Origin of the sequence: Photorhabdus khanii NC19, assembly GCF_000517265.1 — a bacterium.
Taxonomy (GTDB): Bacteria; Pseudomonadota; Gammaproteobacteria; order Enterobacterales; family Enterobacteriaceae; genus Photorhabdus; species Photorhabdus khanii.
Map to the genome: position 1 here is coordinate 160,346 of NZ_AYSJ01000002.1, position 19,642 is coordinate 179,987.

Annotated in this window: 20 protein-coding genes; 12 read left to right on the plus strand and 8 right to left on the minus strand. The window is 43.1% G+C overall.

Annotated elements, in window-relative coordinates:
• Positions 1-81: 81 nt before the first annotated feature.
• The gene (locus tag PTE_RS00770) at positions 82-315 is read left to right on the plus strand and encodes a hypothetical protein (protein WP_131601384.1); all 234 of its coding nucleotides are present in this window, start codon (positions 82-84) and stop codon (positions 313-315) included.
• A gap of 106 nt (positions 316-421) precedes the next feature.
• Here PTE_RS00770 and PTE_RS00775 read toward each other — a convergent pair whose 3' ends face one another.
• The gene (locus PTE_RS00775; RefSeq protein ID WP_036842277.1) at positions 422-667 is read right to left on the minus strand and encodes a CopG family ribbon-helix-helix protein; all 246 of its coding nucleotides are present in this window, start codon (positions 665-667) and stop codon (positions 422-424) included.
• Positions 668-986: 319 nt separating this feature from the next.
• Here PTE_RS00775 and PTE_RS00780 point away from each other — a divergent pair, with 319 nt between their 5' ends.
• From PTE_RS00780 to PTE_RS22575, 3 genes are all read left to right on the plus strand, one after another.
• Complete coding sequence (locus PTE_RS00780) at positions 987-1,652, plus strand: hypothetical protein (protein WP_036842281.1); 666 nt, start codon at positions 987-989, stop codon at positions 1,650-1,652.
• A gap of 65 nt (positions 1,653-1,717) precedes the next feature.
• On the plus strand, positions 1,718-2,065 hold the full coding sequence (locus PTE_RS00785; protein ID WP_051477055.1) for a hypothetical protein: 348 nt from the start codon (positions 1,718-1,720) through the stop codon (positions 2,063-2,065).
• Positions 2,066-2,212: 147 nt separating this feature from the next.
• A complete protein-coding gene (locus PTE_RS22575) occupies positions 2,213-2,647 on the plus strand; it encodes a hypothetical protein (RefSeq protein ID WP_131601387.1) in 435 nt (144 codons plus the stop codon).
• 134 nt (positions 2,648-2,781) lie between these two features.
• Here the strand turns inward: PTE_RS22575 and PTE_RS00795 are convergent, their stop codons facing one another.
• From PTE_RS00795 to PTE_RS00805, 3 genes are all read right to left on the minus strand, one after another.
• A complete protein-coding gene (locus tag PTE_RS00795; RefSeq protein WP_021324148.1) occupies positions 2,782-3,261 on the minus strand; it encodes an Hcp family type VI secretion system effector in 480 nt (159 codons plus the stop codon).
• A gap of 113 nt (positions 3,262-3,374) precedes the next feature.
• Entirely contained in the window at positions 3,375-4,535 is a 1,161-nt protein-coding gene (locus tag PTE_RS00800) for a glutathionylspermidine synthase family protein (RefSeq protein ID WP_036842284.1), read from the minus strand.
• A gap of 6 nt (positions 4,536-4,541) precedes the next feature.
• Positions 4,542-5,255 carry a DUF1190 family protein gene (locus PTE_RS00805; RefSeq protein ID WP_036842287.1) on the minus strand — a complete coding sequence of 238 codons (714 nt, stop codon included), beginning with the start codon at positions 5,253-5,255 and terminating at the stop codon, positions 4,542-4,544.
• 431 nt (positions 5,256-5,686) lie between these two features.
• On the opposite strand from PTE_RS00805, the gene PTE_RS00810 reads away from it, so the two are divergent.
• A complete protein-coding gene (locus PTE_RS00810; RefSeq protein WP_036842289.1) occupies positions 5,687-6,088 on the plus strand; it encodes a DUF2628 domain-containing protein in 402 nt (133 codons plus the stop codon).
• A 121-nt stretch (positions 6,089-6,209) separates the two neighbouring features.
• Here PTE_RS00810 and tolC read toward each other — a convergent pair whose 3' ends face one another.
• Positions 6,210-7,601 (minus strand): outer membrane channel protein TolC, encoded by a 1,392-nt coding sequence (gene tolC, locus PTE_RS00815; protein WP_036842290.1) that lies wholly within the window; start codon positions 7,599-7,601, stop codon positions 6,210-6,212.
• Positions 7,602-7,818: 217 nt separating this feature from the next.
• Here tolC and nudF point away from each other — a divergent pair, with 217 nt between their 5' ends.
• The 7 genes from nudF to ftsP all read left to right on the plus strand — a co-directional run bounded on the left by nudF (position 7,819) and on the right by ftsP (position 17,013).
• Entirely contained in the window at positions 7,819-8,460 is a 642-nt protein-coding gene (nudF, locus tag PTE_RS00820; RefSeq protein ID WP_036842291.1) for an ADP-ribose diphosphatase, read from the plus strand.
• Between the two features lie 99 nt (positions 8,461-8,559).
• On the plus strand, positions 8,560-9,399 hold the full coding sequence (gene cpdA, locus PTE_RS00825) for a 3',5'-cyclic-AMP phosphodiesterase (RefSeq protein WP_036842292.1): 840 nt from the start codon (positions 8,560-8,562) through the stop codon (positions 9,397-9,399).
• Positions 9,400-9,530: 131 nt separating this feature from the next.
• On the plus strand, positions 9,531-10,139 hold the full coding sequence (gene yqiA / locus PTE_RS00830; protein WP_036842294.1) for an esterase YqiA: 609 nt from the start codon (positions 9,531-9,533) through the stop codon (positions 10,137-10,139).
• Positions 10,140-10,211: 72 nt separating this feature from the next.
• Positions 10,212-12,107, plus strand: a complete 1,896-nt coding sequence (gene parE, locus PTE_RS00835; RefSeq protein ID WP_036842295.1) for a DNA topoisomerase IV subunit B — start codon at positions 10,212-10,214, stop codon at positions 12,105-12,107.
• Positions 12,108-12,150: 43 nt separating this feature from the next.
• On the plus strand, positions 12,151-14,412 hold the full coding sequence (gene parC, locus PTE_RS00840) for a DNA topoisomerase IV subunit A (protein ID WP_036842296.1): 2,262 nt from the start codon (positions 12,151-12,153) through the stop codon (positions 14,410-14,412).
• A gap of 55 nt (positions 14,413-14,467) precedes the next feature.
• On the plus strand, positions 14,468-15,211 hold the full coding sequence (locus tag PTE_RS00845; protein ID WP_036842298.1) for a 1-acylglycerol-3-phosphate O-acyltransferase: 744 nt from the start codon (positions 14,468-14,470) through the stop codon (positions 15,209-15,211).
• Between the two features lie 380 nt (positions 15,212-15,591).
• Entirely contained in the window at positions 15,592-17,013 is a 1,422-nt protein-coding gene (gene ftsP, locus PTE_RS00850) for a cell division protein FtsP (protein WP_036842299.1), read from the plus strand.
• Between the two features lie 108 nt (positions 17,014-17,121).
• Here the strand turns inward: ftsP and dkgA are convergent, their stop codons facing one another.
• The 3 genes from dkgA to PTE_RS00865 all read right to left on the minus strand — a co-directional run bounded on the left by dkgA (position 17,122) and on the right by PTE_RS00865 (position 19,598).
• Complete coding sequence (gene dkgA / locus PTE_RS00855) at positions 17,122-17,976, minus strand: 2,5-didehydrogluconate reductase DkgA (protein ID WP_036842301.1); 855 nt, start codon at positions 17,974-17,976, stop codon at positions 17,122-17,124.
• Between the two features lie 290 nt (positions 17,977-18,266).
• The gene (locus PTE_RS00860) at positions 18,267-18,938 is read right to left on the minus strand and encodes a DedA family protein (RefSeq protein ID WP_036842303.1); all 672 of its coding nucleotides are present in this window, start codon (positions 18,936-18,938) and stop codon (positions 18,267-18,269) included.
• 192 nt (positions 18,939-19,130) lie between these two features.
• Positions 19,131-19,598, minus strand: coding sequence for a type II toxin-antitoxin system YhaV family toxin (locus PTE_RS00865; protein WP_036842304.1), 468 nt, complete (start codon positions 19,596-19,598; stop codon positions 19,131-19,133).
• Positions 19,599-19,642: the final 44 nt, after the last annotated feature.

Here is a 19,642-nt window from a genome sequence, read left to right on the forward strand (position 1 = left end):
GCAGAACAGCCTCGTACAAATAAGCAATTGTTTCAGCAACCCACTGAGCATAATGAACCTCTGCCGTGGCTGGGCGATATTATGCTTGATGTCATTATTGATAATCTGTGCCTTGCACCAGAACCGGCAATATATTTTGACTCTGCGTCTTCAACATTGATGCTGACGCAGTTTGGCCGGGAATTACTGGCTAATAAGCGGGATTGGATAGAGAGTTTTCCTCTGGATCGCTGGTTGGGAGGTGTGCTTATTATGGGAGGTCAAGCTTGTTGGCGCTGGCATCAACAACGGAGAAACCTGATATTCTCGGATTGATATAAGACTGATATATCAGCCATAAATTAATGGATGTAGGCTTTGTTGAGGTAGATACGTTCCAAATCATCTTGAGCTTTAAGTGTCCAATAAACTTCCATGCTTATCATGTTTTCAGCTTGGATGTGAAATTAATAACATCTGAATGGCTAACAATACGGCCTGTATCGACATCCGTAAGGCCAGACAAAATCATTTGGTGGCGACGTTCACGTTCCTCAATCATTGAGGTAAGAGCCTCTTTAATGATCCACGATTTTGAGCGGTCTAACTCTTTGGCTAAATCGTTTATGGCTGTAGCTAGTTTGATAGGTATCTGCGCGGTAATCGTCTGTTTTGCTGATATGGACATAAGAACTCCCAATAATCGTCATTGACCACTATGGCATCAATAATAGTCAGATTCTTTGTTTTTTAAGGCATGATAGGTGACAGATGAGACAGGGCTTTTCCTGCCCATTGTGTGAAAATGCATTGATGTTTCCACCACTAAAAATTTCATTGGTTCAATTATCTCTATGTTATATAAAGGAATCGGTTTCGTGAGCAGATTAATAGAATGCGCTCGAGAAAAGCTGTAAAGTGGATATATTGATTTTTAGCTTCAAAAAATATGAGCAATTGTAGCTATAATTTTAATATTACTAAACATTATATAGGTGGATCAGCTAATGACTATTAGAAAAGATATAAAAGATGACAAATTAATTTATACGGAGGATTTGGGATGGATAGATCTTGGTCATGCTAGTGGTCATGATTCCAAAATATTATGGGAACAGTTGATTACTGAGAAAAGTAGTTCTCCTTTTATGAAAGGGTACTTTCTGGTTAATTATGCTCAAGGTATGAGTAAATACATTTTTAAATCATCAATTCATGCTCAATGGATGGTAAAAAAAGGGTTGCCTATTGAAGTGAAAAAATCCATTGCATTTTCAATGATGTATTGTGTATCGTTAGAGTTCGAAGAGTTACAGTCAAATTTTGTTTTTTCAAATATTACTGACAGTGGGTTTAGTTGTGAAGATTTAATTTCAAATTTATTGGGTTTTTATAAATCAGTGCAACCAAGGGATTATATGTCTTTAATAAAACCCAAATCTAAAGAGTATGCATATAAAATATGGGATTATTACGGTCCTGTAGGTAAGTATAAGAATAAAGAGTTAAGACCTTGGGTTTTTCCTGATCCGGAGAGGTACCCTAACAATGCTTTTCCGTATAAGAAGAATTTGCCATATTATTTAAATACAATTAAACCTTTTTCTTCTTATGAGAAAAATATTGTTATAAGTCATGTAAAGCCAATAGCTTCTTATGAGGTTAAGTTGTGAGAACATTATTTTTTTTCGTATTTTTTTTCTTCGTTCTTATCTTTTGGGGGTGGTGGTTTTTATCAATGCCTAATGTATTTTATAGTGAGAAAGATTTTTTTAAATATAATTTATTAACTTATAATGAGATAAGGAACTCTCCCCGTGTATCAGAAAATTATGTTTTCGAATACTCGCCGAATGATGAAACATCACCACAAAGAAGCACCATTTATTTCTGTGATTTAAAAGATATAAACTCCAGTTATAATGAACTGGTTCATTATATAAATGAAAATGGTTTTTTTATATCAAGAAATAATTCGTTGTTATATAAAGATAGCTCAAAAGATGATGTATATTTTATCTTGGATAAAGTGATTTTTAATAAAAAGGAATGTTTAGAATTGATCTTTTCAAAAGAGATTAAATAATTTTAATTATTTCTTTTGTTTTATAAGTTATAATTTTAACGAGCGATTTTATTTTATACATGGTGTTTTATGATGCATATAATATAGTGGTTTTATTAAGGTTTTTTATAATTAATTATGGATATAAAATTTTTATGGGTCGAAATTATGAATAAGTTAACAGTGGTAATAACGGTGATAATATTTACTTTTATTAGTGTTTATTTATGGTTATTTATGATGCCTAATGTTATTTATAAAGAAAATGACTTCTTAAAATATCATCTGCTTACGCATAAAAAAATAAAAGAAGTTCCGCGTATTTCTCAAAATTATTTCTTCGAATATTATCCGAATGATGAATTATCACCTATATATAGCTCTGTTTATTTTTGTGATTTGAAACGTATGGCGAATAACTATAATGAAATCGTTAATTATATAAAATCAACTGGTTATACAGTAAATAATGATAACATATGGTATATAAAAGGCGCTGAAACTATATATGACGATGCTTTTATGCTGTCAAAATCGCCTGTAGTTGGAAGTGAAAAGAAAGAGAATTGCTTAGGATTGACCTTTTCTGAAAGTGTTAAATGACTTTAATAAGCACTGGTTATTAACGGATATTATTAAGGAATTAATGTTTTTAATCAAGAATGTTTGGTATTGGCCTTTTCAAAAGAAATAAAATGATTTAAATTATTTGGGGATTACTCCCCAAAATATTAATTTCAACTAACCCTTTCATCCCATATGCTATATCCTGATGTACCTGCGATATGGTGTTTCCAAGTTATATTTCCATAGGCAATGGATATAATTTCATAGGGTTGTGCATCATTATGGGTAAGTGAATTGGGATAATGGGTAGATATATTGGTTATCGATGCATGCATGATTTCAATTGAATAATATTTTTCTTGAGAACCATTATTTGATGTTCTGTAAAAATCTAATCTGCAATTTATTGATTCGTTTTCTGATATTGCTATGCCTAATAGCGGTGAGGATTTGTCTATTGGCTTAGTGATTGAAATAGGTGAGTGATTAACATTTTGTTCCCTGCTGATATCATGATCAAATGAATAAACATAAATTTCATTTTCATGACCAGTTTGATATTTATTGCCGATAGAATCATAGGTAGAACAACCGCTGGATATCAGCCCTTGCTTTTTACCTGTGATGGTTAAATATATTGTGTTCGCCATATTATTTATCCTTTTTTTATAAGCTTGTAAGGGTACAATGTTTTTTCATCGGATTTTCAAGGGAGGAATTTGCGGTATTTTACGATCTTCCTCATTCCTCCCTTGTCTGGATATTAATCCAAAATAATGTGCGGATAGAAGCGGGATAAATCCTGGGTTATGAGTTCACGGTCTTCACGCAAACCAATACCACAAGGTTGATCATTGACCAGCCAGCTACCAATCAGCGTATAACTGTCACCGAATTTTGGCAGTGTATGGAATTGCTGAACGATCATGCCTTCTTTACCGTAAGGACCATCAGCACTGGCAATTTCCTTACCATTCTCAATGATACGGATATTCGCCCCTTCCCGTGAGAACAGCGGCTTAATAACATAGCTGTCCATTGCTGGATGGTTATCATCAGCAAAATAAGCGGGTAACAGGTTTGGATGATTCGGAAACATCTTCCATAACATTGGCAGTAATGCTTTGTTAGAGATAATGCTCTTCCAGGCAGGTTCTAACCAGCGAACGCCGGCATCTTCCAGTTTGGTGGCGAAAATCTCACGAAACATCATCTCCCAAGGATAGAGTTTGAACAGATTGCTGATCACCTGGTCTTGCAGATCAGTAAACTGGCCTTTCTCACCCAGACCGATCTCTTCGATAAACAAGAATTCAGTCGGGATACCGGCTTCCAGCGCGCAATCCTGTAAGTACTGAATGGTACCGCGATCTTCTTGCGTATCTTGACAGCAGGCCATGTGCAGTAAGCCAAAACCATGTTCATCACGCAACTGAGCAAAGCGTTCAATCAACTGCTCTTGCATGCTGTTGAATTGATCGGCATGTGCTGGCAACAAACCGGTATTCATCTGATCTTCCAACCAGATCCATTGGAAAAAAGCAGATTCATACAGTGAAGTTGGCGTATCGGCATTATTTTCCAACAATTTTGCCGGGCTTTTACCATCGTAAGCCAAATCCAACCGGGAATAGAGTGACGGTTGGCTGGTAATCCAGGAACTGCGGACAAAATCCCAGCAATGTTTTGGGATCTGGAATTTAGTCAACAGCTCTTCACTGTCGATGACTTTTTCTACCACTTGCAAACACATCTGATGCAACTCGGCAGTGGTATTCTCGATTTCTTCAATTTGAGCAAGAGAAAACTGGTAATAAGCATCTTCACACCAGTATGGCTCGCCATGCATGGTGTGAAAATTAAAACCATATTCTGTCGCTTTCTCGCGCCAGTCCGGGCGCTCAGTAATAGCAATGCGTTTCATCCGTGATTAGCCCCCCATTGAACGTGAAGTGGAGCCAGAAGAGGAACTGCGTTGCATGGTTGACTGTTTTGCAACAGAGTCACCGAAACCGCCACGGGTGACAGTTGTTGTCGTGGCGGGTTTTGGCGCCATAGCGGTTTTAGGAACCGTCATGGAACGGCCACCAGCAGTAGCAGGGCCATAGCTTTTGCCTGTCGCATCAACAAATTTACCGTTTGCCGGGCTGGTGGCAGATTTGGAGCTAAACAGCGGTTGTGATGGTGCTGCGCCGCCGCCCATCAGACGCCCCATCATAAAACCTGCCATCAGAGGCATCCAGAAGCTGCCACTTTGCTGCGGTTGGGCTTGTGCATTGCTATTCGCAGCTGTGCTGGAGCCATCCGATGCACTGCTGCCAAGGCCCGCCTGTGCCGGAGCCTGAGTACATTGTGCTTCACCAAACTCAGCGATGCAGTCTTCTTTGGTCGCATATTTAGGCGCTGTTTTTTCCGCTTCTTTCAACGCGTTGTTGTAAGTCAGATTACATTGTTCACTTTGTGATGGGTTTGCCTGAGAACAATCATCTGCGTTCATGTAAAGAGAGACGGTTTCATCACTCTGTTCACAGGCAGATAACATGAAAACCGCACTGACAGCGATTGCCACAGGCGCAAGGCGATAACTGCGCCAGGCTTTACGGAATGTGTCGTGATTAATATTTTTGGTCCGCTTTATTGTCATAGTCGTATACCCAGATTTTAAGTGTCTGTGATGCTTTAATGAAATAGCTCTAAGGATAGGGGAAAGATGAGCAAAATTAAAGCATAAACCTTCGAATTGATAGCCTAATTTTTTGTCTGACAAAGCGGTTGCTGGATATTGATTGTCTGGTATTCCGTTAAATCTGGTTTTAATGTGGTGAAATAGATATGTGAATTTTAAAAAACAGTGCTGTAATTGACATTTTGTGGTATTAATCCTGCCCGTATAAGTTCTAGTAAATTAAGGATAATTAAACGGGTAACGTTATGAAGTAAATAAATCTACTAATTATATTATCTGCTGTTATAGCGTCAGCAAATAATCTCGGTAATATAATCTTAAATTAGTCACTAATTGTTATTATATTATTGTTGTTGTATTTTCTATTTTAATTAAGGAGCTTAAGTAGTATGGATAAAAGTCAATATTCAAAAAAATGGCAAGCGCGTTTTACATTCTTTGAACAACATGGTGCTCCTAAGGCATCTGAGTATAGCGCTGCTATAAAAGCGGAATCTTTTGGACGCCGTATCTTGTTGAACATGAATTTTATCGCCTTCTTTTTTGGTTTTATTTACTTCTTTGTTTTAGGTTTATGGCGTAAAAATCTGGCTTTATTCGGTATCGCTGTTGTAGTGGGTATACTATTAGGGATTATTGAAAGTATTCTGAATATTGAGATCTCTCCAGTTGTTAGCATGAGTATTAACTGTGCTTTCGCGGCAATATGGGGAATAACCGCTAACTATGCTTATTATCTAAAAGAAAAGGTGAATAGTCAGAGTTGGAACCCATTTGAAGGATTTTTCTGATTTATATATTTTCTGCACTAAGGTAAATATCAGATTTTCTTACAGAGTAGATTGTTGTTGGCAGGCAATAAAACAGCCCGCTTTATGGCGGGCCGTTAATTAGTGAAGGTGAAGGGCTGAATTAATTACGGCCAGATGTTACTGGTGCGTCTGTTTCCCGAACAATACTGCTGGCTGATGTTGAGATCTGTTTATCCAGCGTATTATTCAGAGCTGCTAAATCGTTCTCATTAAGCGTGCCAAGTGCGTGCTGAATGTTCAGTTGATTAATCAGATAATCATAGCGAGCGTTGGACAGTTTTTGTTTGGCATCGTACAACGTTGTCGTCGCATTTAGCACATCAACAATGGTACGTGTACCGACCTGATAACCGGCTTCCATTGCATCCAGTGAGCTTTGCGCGGAAACAACAACCTGCTTGTAGGCGTTGATACTGCTGATGGAGGCAGATATGTTGTTAAAAGAGGAACGGACAACCTGTACAACATTGCGATAGGTGCTTTCCAACTGTTCGCTGGCGCTGACAAAACCATATTGTGCCTGTTCAACGCGGGAACTGGTTGCCCCGCCGCTGTAAATTGGCATACTGAGTGTCAGACCAACACTGTTTTCGCCATTATAGGCATTGCCGGGTTTTCTGCCTGGCTCATAGCCGGAGCCATGAAACTGACTGTTTGAAACGCCGGTAGAGGCGCTTAGATCAATTTTTGGCATATGGCCGGTTTGTTCTGCTTTGATTTGCTCACGAGCCAGATCCTGACCTAAACGTGCAGATAACAGGCTTAAATTACGTTTCTCCGCCTCTTTCACCAGAATATCCACTGCTTCTGGTTTATGCGTTTTGAAACGGTCAATATTCAGCGAAGATAACTGAGGGTAATAAGTACCGGTTACCTGACGCAGAGCCTCTAATGCATTATCCAGATCATTGCGGCCGACTACTTCCTGAGCGAGCACGCTGTCGTAGTTAGCTCGGGCGTTCTGAACATCGGTAATGGCGACCAGACCGACATTAAAACGCTGAGTGATTTGATCCAACTGGCGGTAAACAGCTGCTTTCTGCGCTTCAATGTAAGAGAGTGAATCAATAGCGCGCAGTACTTTGAAATAAGCCGTTGCACTATCCAAAATCAGTTTTTGTTCACTGCTCTGGTAGGTAACGTCAGCAATACCCGCCGTTTTTTCTTGTAAGTTCAACTGGCGCCATTTAGACATATCAAAAATGGTTTGAGTCAGCTTAAGCGTCGCGCTTAAGGCATTGTTTTCTGTGTCACGTGTATCGCGGTAACCACTGTTGTAGGTATATCCCGTATTTAATCCCAACTGAGGTAATAATGGACTACGGGATTCATTAATTTTTTCAAAAGCCGCATTACGCTTAGCCATTGATTTACGTAGTTCAGGATTACTTTCTTTTGCTTGCTTATAAACCTGCAAAAGATCTTCAGCCTGACTGACAGAGCTAAATCCCGCTAGGCTCATAGCGATAAAAAGGGAGAGCAGTTTCTTCATTTGCATTCCTTGTTGTGCAGCTATTTTGCTTGTTGCCTTGATGAAAAATGAAATATCACTGATTCTAGCAGAGTATGCTATCAGTCGAAGGTAGCCGTTTGTGCCATATTGCCTTAATTTAGCTTAACTTTACACCACCAAAAGGTGAATTTTTTAACTCTGCTTGATTAATATCATTTAGTGGCTAGCAAATAAGGAAGTATATCAGGAGAATTTTATGAATAAAAAGCTGTCAATGCCAGTCATGCTGAATAAACAAGATGTGGAAATTATCGCGAAAAAGAGTTTGTACAAAGGATTCTTCAAATTGACAAATTACCACTTCCGTCATCGTCTGTTTGCTGGTGGTTGGAGCGAAGAGGTCAGTCGCGAAGTTTTTGAACGGGGACATGCGGGGGCTCTGTTGCCTTATGATCCACGCCGCGATGAAGTTGTGTTGATCGAACAGATACGAATTCCGGCGATAGAAACTAAAGCAACGCCGTGGTTGCTGGAAATTATTGCCGGTATGATTGAAGAGAGTGAAGATGTAGAGCGTGTGGTGCGCCGTGAAGCGATGGAAGAGGCGGGAATTGAAGTTAAACGTTGTAAACCGGTGTTAAGTTACCTCTCCAGCCCTGGAGGAACAACTGAACGTATTTCTGTGATGGTGGGGGAAGTTGATGCCACTAAAGCTGCCGGTATTCATGGATTGTCGGGTGAACATGAAGATATTCGGGTGCATGTGGTCAGCCGTGAGCAGGCTTATCAATGGATGGAAGAGGGAATTATTGATAATGCCGCTTCAGTGATTGCGATACAATGGTTAGCATTGCACCATGAAAAGTTAAAAAAAGCGTGGAATTCAGATAATTCCTGATTTTTAACCGAGAAAAGGGAAGTGTGTGCCAGTCAGCAGATCTCTTGCGTTAAAACGGGTTATGATGCTCGCCAATGATTTATAGGACAAGGAAACCATTTGGAAAGCCAGTTTAAACTGCCTGTGGTAGAAGGAACCACAGCCAAAATATTGCAAATAACAGATACGCATCTTTTTGCCGGCAAAGAAGAGACTTTGTTGGGTATTAATACTTATCGCAGTTACCACGCGGTGCTGGATGCCATCCTCAAACAAAATGCTGATATTGATTTAATCGTTGCGACAGGTGATTTGGCACAGGATCAGTCGCTGGAAGCCTATCGGCATTTTGCCGATGGTATTGCCCGTTTGTCGGCACCTTGTGTCTGGTTGCCCGGTAATCATGATTACCAGCCTGCTATGGTGGATGCTCTGGCGGCCGCGGGTGTTTCTCCGTCGAAACAGATTTTGGTCGGTGAGCATTGGCAACTCCTGATGCTTGATAGTCAGGTAGCAGGTGTTCCGCACGGAGAGCTGTCGGAATATCAGCTTGAATGGATGAAAAAGTGCCTGGATATATATCCTGAGCGTTACACGGTGATCTTGCTTCATCATCATCCATTACCATCGGGTTGCATCTGGCTGGATCAGCATAGCTTGCGTAATTCACATATCTTGGCTGAGTACCTGCAAGGTTATTTTCGGGTTAAGGCGATGCTTTGCGGGCATATCCATCAGGAGGTGGATATGGACTGGAATGGCATTCGTATGATGGCGACACCATCAACAAGCGTGCAATTCAAGCCACACTGCACTAATTTTACGCTTGATACGGTTGCGCCGGGATGGCGTTATCTCGCATTATCTATTTCTGACCGTGGCGAATTTGGTTTGACAACTCAGGTCCATAGACTGGAGAGCAATGAATTCTGCCCTGATTTAGATTCGGATGGATACTAGGTTGTGTTTGTCTCCTTGTGCCGCTGTGTTACTCTCTGCTTATTGGGCCTGCCAAGCCTCACCATTTGTGGCTTATCGCATAGGAACATAGCGGCCAGTGGTATTTACGCACAATTGAGGGACACAGCCTGATGCCAACATTACTCTATCTGCATGGTTTTAACAGTTCCCCGCAATCTGCAAAAGCGAATGCCCTGAAAAAGTGGCTGCATCAGCATCATCCTGACATTGACATGTTGGTGCCTCAGTTACCGCCGTATCCTGAAGAAGCGGCTGAACTGCTGGAAAATCTGGTGGTGGAACGTGCCGGGGATAATTTGGGGATTGTTGGCTCTTCTCTCGGCGGTTATCTGGCGATATGGCTTTCACAATGTTTCAGTTTACCCGCAGTTGTTGTCAATCCGGCTGTTCGCCCGTTTGAGTTACTGCGGGATTATCTTGGGGAAAATATTAACCCCTATACCAATCAACGGTATACTTTTGAACAGCGCCATATCCATGATCTCAAAATCATGCATATTGAACCGCTAGAGTCACCGGATCTTATCTGGTTATTGCAGCAAACTGGGGACGAGGTGCTGGATTATCGTCAGGCCGTTGCCTATCTTGTATTATGTAAGCAAACTATTGAATCTGGTGGTAGTCACACTTTTATCGGGTTTGAGCACTATTTCCCACAAATCATCAACTTTCTTGGGTTTTCCAGTGATGGCGAGAAAAAACTTGCCAAAAATGTTTGAACGACTGGTATTATCAACAGTATACAAAACTGATTAGCCCTTTAATCAAGAAGCAACCGACAGAATTACAACATGACTCAATCTAGTTACAACGCAGATGCCATTGAAGTTCTCAGTGGTCTGGAGCCGGTTCGCCGTCGTCCGGGAATGTACACTGATACAACTCGTCCGAACCATTTGGCACAAGAAGTGATCGATAACAGCGTGGATGAAGCTTTGGCGGGTCACGCTAAACATATTGAAGTGATCCTTCATAGCGATCAGTCACTGGAGATCATTGATGATGGCCGTGGTATGCCGGTTGATATTCATCAGGAAGAAGGGGTTTCAGCGGTTGAATTGATCCTGAGCCGCTTACATGCCGGTGGTAAATTTTCTAATAAAAACTATCAGTTTTCCGGGGGCCTTCACGGTGTGGGGATCTCGGTGGTTAACGCTTTGTCTAAGCGGATTGAAGTTACCGTCCGCCGTGATAGCCAGGTTTATCAAATCGCTTTTGAGAATGGCGATAAAGTGCAGGAGCTGGTGGTGATCGGCAGTTGTGGTAAACGCAATACCGGTACCAGTGTTCACTTCTGGCCTGATGAAAGTTTCTTTGACAGCCCACGTTTCTCAGTTTCCCGTCTGACGCATTTACTGAAAGCGAAAGCGGTTTTGTGTCCGGGGGTGGAAATTGTTTTTAAAGATAAAATCAACGATACCGAGCAAAAATGGTGTTATGCCGATGGTCTGACCGACTATCTGATGGCGGCGGTTAATGGCTTGATAACATTGCCGCAAGCCGCTTTTGTCGGTACTTTCAGCGGTGAAACCGAAGCGGTTGACTGGGCGCTGCTCTGGTTGCCTGAAGGGGGGGATCTCCTGACTGAGAGTTATGTGAACCTGATCCCGACGATGCAGGGCGGTACCCATGTAAACGGGCTGCGTCAAGGGTTACTGGATGCCATGCGTGAATTTTGTGAATTCCGCAATATCCTGCCACGCGGTGTGAAGCTTTCTGCCGATGATATCTGGGATCGTTGTGCTTACGTTCTGTCTGTAAAAATGCAGGACCCGCAATTTGCCGGTCAGACGAAAGAACGTCTCTCTTCCCGTAAATCCGCTGCCTTTGTTTCTGGTGTCGTCAAAGATGCTTTCAGCTTGTGGTTGAACCAGAATGTTCAGGAAGCAGAGCAATTGGCTGAATTGGCGATCGCCAGCGCACAGCGCAGAATGCGCGCCGCGAAAAAGGTGGTGCGTAAAAAACTGACCAGTGGCCCTGCGTTACCGGGAAAATTAGCTGACTGCACATCACAGGATCTGAATCTCACCGAGTTATTTTTGGTGGAAGGGGATTCTGCGGGCGGTTCGGCGAAACAGGCCCGTGATCGTGAGTATCAGGCGATCATGCCGTTGAAAGGAAAAATTCTGAATACCTGGGAAGTCTCTTCGGATGAAGTGTTAGCGTCACAGGAAGTCCATGATATCTCAGTTGCTATTGGCATCGACCCGGATAGCAACGATCTCAGCCAGTTACGCTATGGTAAAGTCTGTATTCTGGCGGATGCCGACTCAGATGGCTTGCATATTGCGACGCTGTTGTGTGCATTGTTTGTCCGCCACTTCCCAACATTGGTTAAGAATGGCCATGTTTATATGGCAATGCCGCCTTTATATCGTATCGATTTGGGCAAAGAAGTGTATTACGCATTGGATGAAGAGGAAAAGATCGCGGTGCTGGATCGCCTAAGCCGCAAACGGGGTAAGCCTAACGTACAGCGCTTTAAAGGGTTGGGTGAGATGAACCCACTGCAACTGCGTGAAACGACGTTAGACCCGAACACCCGCCGTCTGGTGCAATTGACTATCAATGATGAAAACTACCAGGAAACCTTCTCTGTGATGGATATGCTTCTGGCGAAGAAGCGTTCAGAAGATCGCCGTAACTGGCTGCAAGATAAGGGTGATACTGTGGAAATTGAAGTGTAACGCCCACAGGGATAGTCAAAGAAGATTCTGAGGAAATTAACGAATGAGTGAGATAACTCACGATGGTGTGGAGCGTTTGCCGCTCCACTCGTTTACTGAAAACGCCTATTTGAACTACTCCATGTACGTCATCATGGACAGGGCGCTGCCTTTTATCGGTGATGGTTTGAAACCGGTTCAGCGCCGTATTGTTTATGCCATGTCAGAACTTGGGCTGAACAATACCGCTAAATTTAAGAAATCCGCCCGTACTGTAGGTGATGTATTGGGTAAATACCATCCACATGGTGATGGTGCCTGTTATGAAGCGATGGTGCTGATGGCGCAGCCATTCTCTTACCGTTATCCACTGGTGGATGGACAAGGGAACTGGGGCGCGCCGGATGATCCTAAATCTTTCGCCGCGATGCGTTATACCGAATCCCGTTTGTCCAAATATGCAGAGTTGCTGCTGACGGAATTAGGGCACGGCACTGTTGACTGGGTACCGAACTTTGACGGCACATTGCAGGAACCGAAAATGCTGCCGGCGCGTTTACCCAATATTCTCCTGAATGGTACCACCGGTATTGCGGTAGGGATGGCGACAGATATCCCGCCTCATAACGCGCGTGAAGTGGTTAATGCACTGATAACGCTGCTGGATAAGCCACAAAGCTCCCTTGATGAGCTGATGGTACATGTTAAAGGTCCTGATTATCCGACCGAAGCGGAGATCATCACGTCGCATGAAGATATCCGTAAAATTTATAAAAGTGGCCGCGGTTCGGTACGAATGCGTGCAGTTTGGTCAAAAGAAGATGGCAATGTGGTGATCACTGCGCTGCCACATCAGGTTTCTGGTGCCAAAGTACTGGAACAGATCGCCAACCAGATGCGGGCTAAAAAATTGCCGATGGTTGATGATTTACGTGATGAATCTGATCATGAAAATCCAACCCGTCTGGTGATTGTTCCCCGGACAAACCGGGTGGATGTGGAGCAGGTAATGAACCACCTGTTTGCGACAACCGATCTGGAAAAGAGTTATCGCGTCAACCTGAATATGATCGGATTGGATAACCGCCCGACCGTAAAAGGTTTGGTTGAGATCCTTTCCGAATGGCTGGTATTTCGCCGGGAAACGGTACGTAAGCGTTTGAACCATCGTCTGGAAAAAGTCCTTAAACGCCTGCATGTGCTGGAAGGTCTATTGATCGCGTTTCTCAATATTGATGAGGTCATCCACATTATTCGTAGTGAGGATGAGCCAAAACCGGTGTTAATGGAACGTTTTGGTTTAAGTGAGACTCAGACGGAAGCCATTCTGGAACTGAAATTACGTCACTTAGCTAAATTGGAAGAGGTGAAAATCCGTGGCGAACAGGATGAATTGGCAAAAGAGCGTGATAAGTTACAGGCAATTTTAGGTTCTGAGCGTAAGCTGAACACGTTATTAAAGAAAGAGATTATTGCTGATGCGGCGACTTATGGCGATGAACGTCGTTCTCCAATGAGAGAGCGTGATGAAGCCAAAGCCATGAGCGAGCACGACATCACACCTTGTGAGCCAGTGACCATCGTACTGTCAGAGATGGGTTGGGTGCGCAGTGCGAAAGGTCATGAGATCGATCCGGCCGGGCTGAATTACAAAGCGGGCGACAGTTTCCGTGGCGCGGCTCGTGGTAAGAGCAATCAGCCGGTGGTTTTTATTGATACAACGGGCCGTAGCTACTCGCTTGATCCGCGGGATATGCCTTCTGCCAGAGGTCAAGGGGAGCCACTGACGGGGAAATTGACCCTGCCCGCGGGTGCGACGGTAGAACATGTACTGATGGCACCTGATGAACAGAAATTTTTGATGGCATCTGATGCCGGTTACGGTTTTATCTGTACTTTTAGTGATCTGGTAGCCAAAAACCGGGCGGGTAAGGCACTGATTACATTGCCGGAAAAGGCTGGCGTCATGACGCCGCTGGAAATAAATAACGCGCAGGATGATATGCTGCTGGCAATCACCAGTGCAGGCCGGATGTTAATGTTTCCGGTTGCGGATTTACCTCAGCTTTCCAAAGGGAAAGGAAATAAGATCATCTCTGTTCAGTCAGCGTCAGAAAATGATCTATTGAGTTGGTTATTGATACTACCGCCACAATCGTCAATTACACTTTACTTTGGTAAACGTAAACTGACTCTGCGTCCTGAGGATTTACAGAAATTCCGTGCAGAGCGTGGGCGTAAAGGAACATCTCTACCTCGTGGGTTACAACGTATTGAGCGGGTTCAGGTTGATACACCTCTCTCTGCGATCGGTGTAACTAAATAGTGGAATTAAATGAAACTAACGGGCTTGAGTGAGGCCCGTTAAACAAGAGGCAGCTATGTTAGCTATTATTCGTGGCATTATTGTTATCCTGTTTTCGATTGTGGTGTGTGTACTCGGTGGTATTTACTGTTTATTCAGACCCCGTCATCCGGACCATGTCATGGTATTTGGTAATATGTTTGGTCGGTTGTCGAAAATATTTGGCATTAAAATAATTGAGCGTATTCCTGCTGACGCCAAAAATTATGGTCCGAGTATCTATATAGGCAACCATCAGAACAACTATGACATGATAACCATGTCCAATGCGGTTCAGCCGGGTACGGTGACGGTAGGTAAAAAAAGTCTGGTGCTGATCCCGTTTTTTGGTCAGCTTTATTGGCTGACAGGTAATATTCTGATTGATCGAAATAACCGTGCTAAAGCACACGGCACTATTACCCAGGTTGTCGAGCAGATTCAAGAACGCGATATTTCTGTCTGGATGTTTCCGGAAGGGACGCGCAGCCGTGGCCGTGGCTTGCTGCCGTTTAAAACCGGTGCTTTCCATGCCGCTATCTCTGCGGGAGTGCCGATTGTCCCGGTTTGTGTCTCTTCCATCACGAATGGCAATATTAAGTTGAATCGCTGGGATAATGGCACCGTTATTGTGGAAATGTTGCCGCCCATTGATACTTCCGGATATACCAAAGAGCAGGTGCGTGAATTGGCAGAATATTGTCATCAGATAATGAAAGACAAAATAGACGCGCTGGATGAGGAATTAGCTGCAATGAAGGAGCAGGGTAAGTACTCATAATAGGTTATTTTTGTTTGCCGTCTTTTTTGTAATTAAGGGTGGGCTTGACAAAAGCGAACATACTTTAATCCTCACATATCTGCTGTATGTGAGGATTTTTGCCTGTTGTCCGTGTCCACAATGTATTGATAGAAATGATATGTACTGATCGCTTACAGAGATAGATTCGTGTAATGCATTCAGATAGTTTAATTCTCTGCCTATTCGCGTTATGATGAGCGCTTGATAAATAATATTCTTGTTAAATGCAATCAAAAGGATAATAAACTTTAATAACTTCAATAATGAGTTATTAGCTTCCAGATGAATGATTGCAATATTTCAGGTATTTCTGAGGCACATAATACCCGGAATTTAATTGGGCTTGTTGCGGAGAAAATATGTCATTTAGTCGGCGCCAATTTATTCAGACATCAGGCTTGGCAATGTGTATCGGAGCCGCTCCTTTTGTGGTTGGGGCCAGCAAAAATCAGCAAACTGCCTTGCCGATTCCCCCTTTATTGGAATCTCGTGGTGGGCAGCCACTATTTCTGACTTTACAAAAAGCCCACTGGACGTTTGATGGACAATATAAAACCAGTGTGTGGGGGATTAATGGTCAATATCTTGGTCCGACTGTCCGGGTTCATAAAAACGATGACGTCAAACTGATATACAGTAATCGGTTAGCGGAGCCGGTTTCGATGACCGTCAGCGGATTGCAATTACCGGGAACGCTGACTGGTGGGGTAGCCCGTCAGATTTCTCCGGGGGCTGACTGGTCGCCGGTGTTGCCTATTCGTCAGCAGGCGGCGACTTGCTGGTATCATGCCAATACCCCTAACCGGATGGCACCGCATGTTTATAATGGCTTGGCGGGAATGTGGCTGGTGGAAGATGAAACCAGCCGTCATTTGCCGTTGCCAAAACATTATGGTGTTAATGACCTTCCGGTTATTTTGCAGGATAAACGGCTGGATAATTTTGGTGTTCCTGAGTATCAACCCGTCGCGGGTGGTGGGTTTATCGGTAATACATTGTTGGTTAATGGCGTACAAAATCCTTTTATTGAAGTATCCCGTGGCTGGATCCGTCTGCGTTTACTGAATGCATCCAATGCCCGCCGATATCAGCTACAGATCAGTGATGGCCGTCCTTTCTATATGATAGGCACCGATTTGGGGTTGTTACCTGCGCCGGTAGCGGTTCCGCAACTGTCCCTTGCGCCAGGTGAACGGCGTGAAGTATTGATTGATATGTCTGAAGGGGATGAAGTTTCTGTTACCGCGGGTGAATCAGCCGGCATACTTGACAGGCTGCGTGGGTTGTTTGAACCCTCTACTATGCTGATTTCCAGCACAGTTCTGACCATTAAACCGACAGGTTTGTTATCTTTGGTGACAGATGCCTTGCCATCCCGTCTGGTCGATGATGTTATGCCGGTTTCTAACGTAATCCGTAACCGGGAAATTTATCTTGATGGTAATACGCCGGGAATTAATGGTGTGTTGTGGGATATGAACCGGGTAGATATTACCAGCCAGCAGGGAACATGGGAGCGTTGGATCGTAAATGCAACCTTCCCACAGCCGTTCCATATTGGCGGTGTGCAGTTTAAAGTGATAAATCACAATGGTGAGACACCTCAGCCACAGGATTATGGTTGGAAGGATACCGTCTGGGTTAATGGGCGCGTGGAATTACTGGTTTATATGAACCAGCCATCTTATGAACACTTCCCATTCCTGTATTACAGCCAGATCCTGGAAATGGCCGATCGCGGCTCTGTGGGGCAGTTAGTGACCATACCTGCCAATCAGTAAATCAAAATTTGGTGCGCGGTCTTAATGCCGCGCACGTTTTAATTCTTATGGTCTATTATCGCTATATGGATTTTTTAGTCACCTTTCAGCATTAATCATTGAAATCAATTAATCAAGGAGATGACTGAATTCACTGAAATCAACGAATGTCTCAGGGGTTGGCCCCAGACGTTTGCCGATATCCAGTGTCGTCATCGTGGTCAGATCTTCTTTGTCCAATTTGAAGTCGAACACTTCAAAATTCTCTCTGAGTCTTGATAATGTGGTTGATTTTGGGATCACAATCATACCGTTATCGATGTGCCAGCGGATAACTATCTGAGCTGGTGTCTTGCTGTACTTTTGTGCCAGATGTTGAACCAATTGATTATCAAATACGCCTTCACCACCTTGTGCCAGCGGGCTCCAGGATTCGGTAGCAATATTATGAGTGGCATTCCAGGCATGAAGCTGGCGTTGTTGCAGTAGTGGGTGTAATTCGACCTGATTAATCACGGGATGAACGCCAGTTTCATTGATCAGCCGTTGGAGATGCTCGGTGTGGAAGTTAGAAACCCCGATACTGCGGATAAGCCCCTCTTTCTGTAATTCAATAAATTGCTGCCAGGCTTCTACATATTGATCTTGCGGTGGTGCAGGCCAGTGCATTAGATAAAGATCAATATAATCCAGTTGCAATTTTTCCAGACTTTCTGTCAACGCGGCGCGAACATCACCATGCCGGTCATTCCACAATTTGGTTGTGACAAAGATATCTTCACGGGGGATATCTGTTTCTTGTAGCGCTTTGCCTACTCCTTCCTCATTATTGTAAATAGCGGCGGTGTCAATTGCCCGATAACCGATATCCAGAGCAGCATGGATTGTGGTAATTACCTGTTGATTATCTGCGGCCCATGACCCAAGCCCCAATTGTGGCATATGGTTTCCATCAGCGAGTCTGATGATTGGTTGGTTGTCCATGACTACCTCCTAAAAGATAGATTTAAAATATTAGCTGAAATTAATAATGTAGCCTCATAGCAGGGTGGTTGATATTAAGTTGATGTTAAAGGTAATTGAAGAAAGTAATACGACAGGCGTGATCTAAGCCATGCATTTTGACTAAGATATGGCTCAATACATGAATTGACCGGTTTTATGGAGCGGCGACACCAGGAATATCACCCATTGACTGGGCCGCAGTTCACATAATATTGACGCATTAAGTTAAGAATAAAAATCCTGTTGCGGCTTGTAAACCATAATGACTTTTATTTACGTTTTGCTGCGGTGGTTTTCCTGTGGCACCAGTACATCAGCAGAGAGGCGATTAAACCACTTAACAACAGCACGATGGGTAAAATGATCAAAATGTTTATCACCAGATCCTGGTGGTTTTTAATAAACGGGATCTGATTGAGGAGATAACCAAAACCGACCATGATGACTACCCATAGTAAGCCACTGAGCCAGTTAAAAATTTGAAAACGTTTACTGTTGAGTCCGGATATACCTGCCAGTGTTGGTAACAGAGTACGGACAAAAGCCAGAAAACGGCCAACCAACAAAGCGGCCAGACCATGTTTGAAAAACAGCATATTGGCCCGTTGGCGGTACTGAATAGGAAGTTGCGCCAGCCAACCTTTAACCCGTTTTGTATCACCAAGCCATAGTCCTTGAAGGTAGCCGAGCCAGCAACCGATACTTGCCGCAGCTGTCAGTATGAAAACGGTTGGGATAAAACTCATTACCCCTTTGGCAATCAACGCGCCGGCGAGGATTAATAGCGTATCACCGGGCAGAAAAGCGGCGGGTAATAAACCATTTTCCAGAACCAGTGTTACAAACAGAATGCCATAGATAATCCAGAGAACATCGGGGTTGGCAAGTTTGGAAAAATCATGCTGCCATAATGCTTGCATGATCTCGTTTAGTACTTCCATTGTTTATCCTGTGACTATTATAAGTGAATTTATTGCAATTGCATTATAAAAGTCAGTTTACCGCAAAATTTTGAGCATAGCTTGATTGATCTCTTGCTGGGGAAAACTTATGGTTGGTGTTCATTAATAAATTTAGCAAGACCCGCCGTAAACCCTCGCCTTTTGCGACACCCTCTTTACGGCGGGGAGCAGTCACATAAGTGTGGTGAATCTCGATTCTTTTAAAAGCGAATTCCAGTCATCTGGTGGGCGTCCAGCGTTAAGCATTTCACCAAATACTTTGTAAGCGTCGTGTTGATCACCATACACCCTTTTTGTTCTCTCATCATTTACCCAACCGAAGATAATAATTTTACTTTCGGTGTGAAAACGGAAAAAGAATCGATATTGTTGGAAAAATTTTGCTCTGAACCAGTGTTTTCTTTTGCCACCTAATGTATGGCCCAAACGAAAGGCTATATTAGCTGGGTCACTGGGAATAATTTCAGTAACGAGTTTTATGATTGCAGCCAAGCGTTTTGTATCATTTTTTTTCAGATAGTCATTTGGATATTTCTGTTGAAGTTGTTCGGCTTTATCTATTATTTGTTTCAGTTGTTCTATAAAGCACGGATGGGCAAAAAGAGCCCACCCGTTTATTACACATACTCGATCGTACATAATCCTTTACTCATCGTCAGCAAATAGTGGGTTATTGAGATCTA

Coding starts and splice junctions, on each gene's coding strand:
- PTE_RS00770 (WP_131601384.1), top strand. CDS start 82: ATGCTTGATGTCATTATTGATAATCTGTGCCTTGCACCAGAACCGGCA.
- PTE_RS00775 (WP_036842277.1), bottom strand. CDS start 667: ATGTCCATATCAGCAAAACAGACGATTACCGCGCAGATACCTATCAAA.
- PTE_RS00780 (WP_036842281.1), top strand. CDS start 987: ATGACTATTAGAAAAGATATAAAAGATGACAAATTAATTTATACGGAG.
- PTE_RS00785 (WP_051477055.1), top strand. CDS start 1,718: ATGCCTAATGTATTTTATAGTGAGAAAGATTTTTTTAAATATAATTTA.
- PTE_RS22575 (WP_131601387.1), top strand. CDS start 2,213: ATGAATAAGTTAACAGTGGTAATAACGGTGATAATATTTACTTTTATT.
- PTE_RS00795 (WP_021324148.1), bottom strand. CDS start 3,261: ATGGCGAACACAATATATTTAACCATCACAGGTAAAAAGCAAGGGCTG.
- PTE_RS00800 (WP_036842284.1), bottom strand. CDS start 4,535: ATGAAACGCATTGCTATTACTGAGCGCCCGGACTGGCGCGAGAAAGCG.
- PTE_RS00805 (WP_036842287.1), bottom strand. CDS start 5,255: ATGACAATAAAGCGGACCAAAAATATTAATCACGACACATTCCGTAAA.
- PTE_RS00810 (WP_036842289.1), top strand. CDS start 5,687: ATGGATAAAAGTCAATATTCAAAAAAATGGCAAGCGCGTTTTACATTC.
- tolC (WP_036842290.1), bottom strand. CDS start 7,601: ATGAAGAAACTGCTCTCCCTTTTTATCGCTATGAGCCTAGCGGGATTT.
- nudF (WP_036842291.1), top strand. CDS start 7,819: ATGAATAAAAAGCTGTCAATGCCAGTCATGCTGAATAAACAAGATGTG.
- yqiA (WP_036842294.1), top strand. CDS start 9,531: ATGCCAACATTACTCTATCTGCATGGTTTTAACAGTTCCCCGCAATCT.
- parE (WP_036842295.1), top strand. CDS start 10,212: ATGACTCAATCTAGTTACAACGCAGATGCCATTGAAGTTCTCAGTGGT.
- parC (WP_036842296.1), top strand. CDS start 12,151: ATGAGTGAGATAACTCACGATGGTGTGGAGCGTTTGCCGCTCCACTCG.
- PTE_RS00845 (WP_036842298.1), top strand. CDS start 14,468: ATGTTAGCTATTATTCGTGGCATTATTGTTATCCTGTTTTCGATTGTG.
- ftsP (WP_036842299.1), top strand. CDS start 15,592: ATGTCATTTAGTCGGCGCCAATTTATTCAGACATCAGGCTTGGCAATG.
- dkgA (WP_036842301.1), bottom strand. CDS start 17,976: ATGGACAACCAACCAATCATCAGACTCGCTGATGGAAACCATATGCCA.
- PTE_RS00860 (WP_036842303.1), bottom strand. CDS start 18,938: ATGGAAGTACTAAACGAGATCATGCAAGCATTATGGCAGCATGATTTT.
- PTE_RS00865 (WP_036842304.1), bottom strand. CDS start 19,598: ATGTACGATCGAGTATGTGTAATAAACGGGTGGGCTCTTTTTGCCCAT.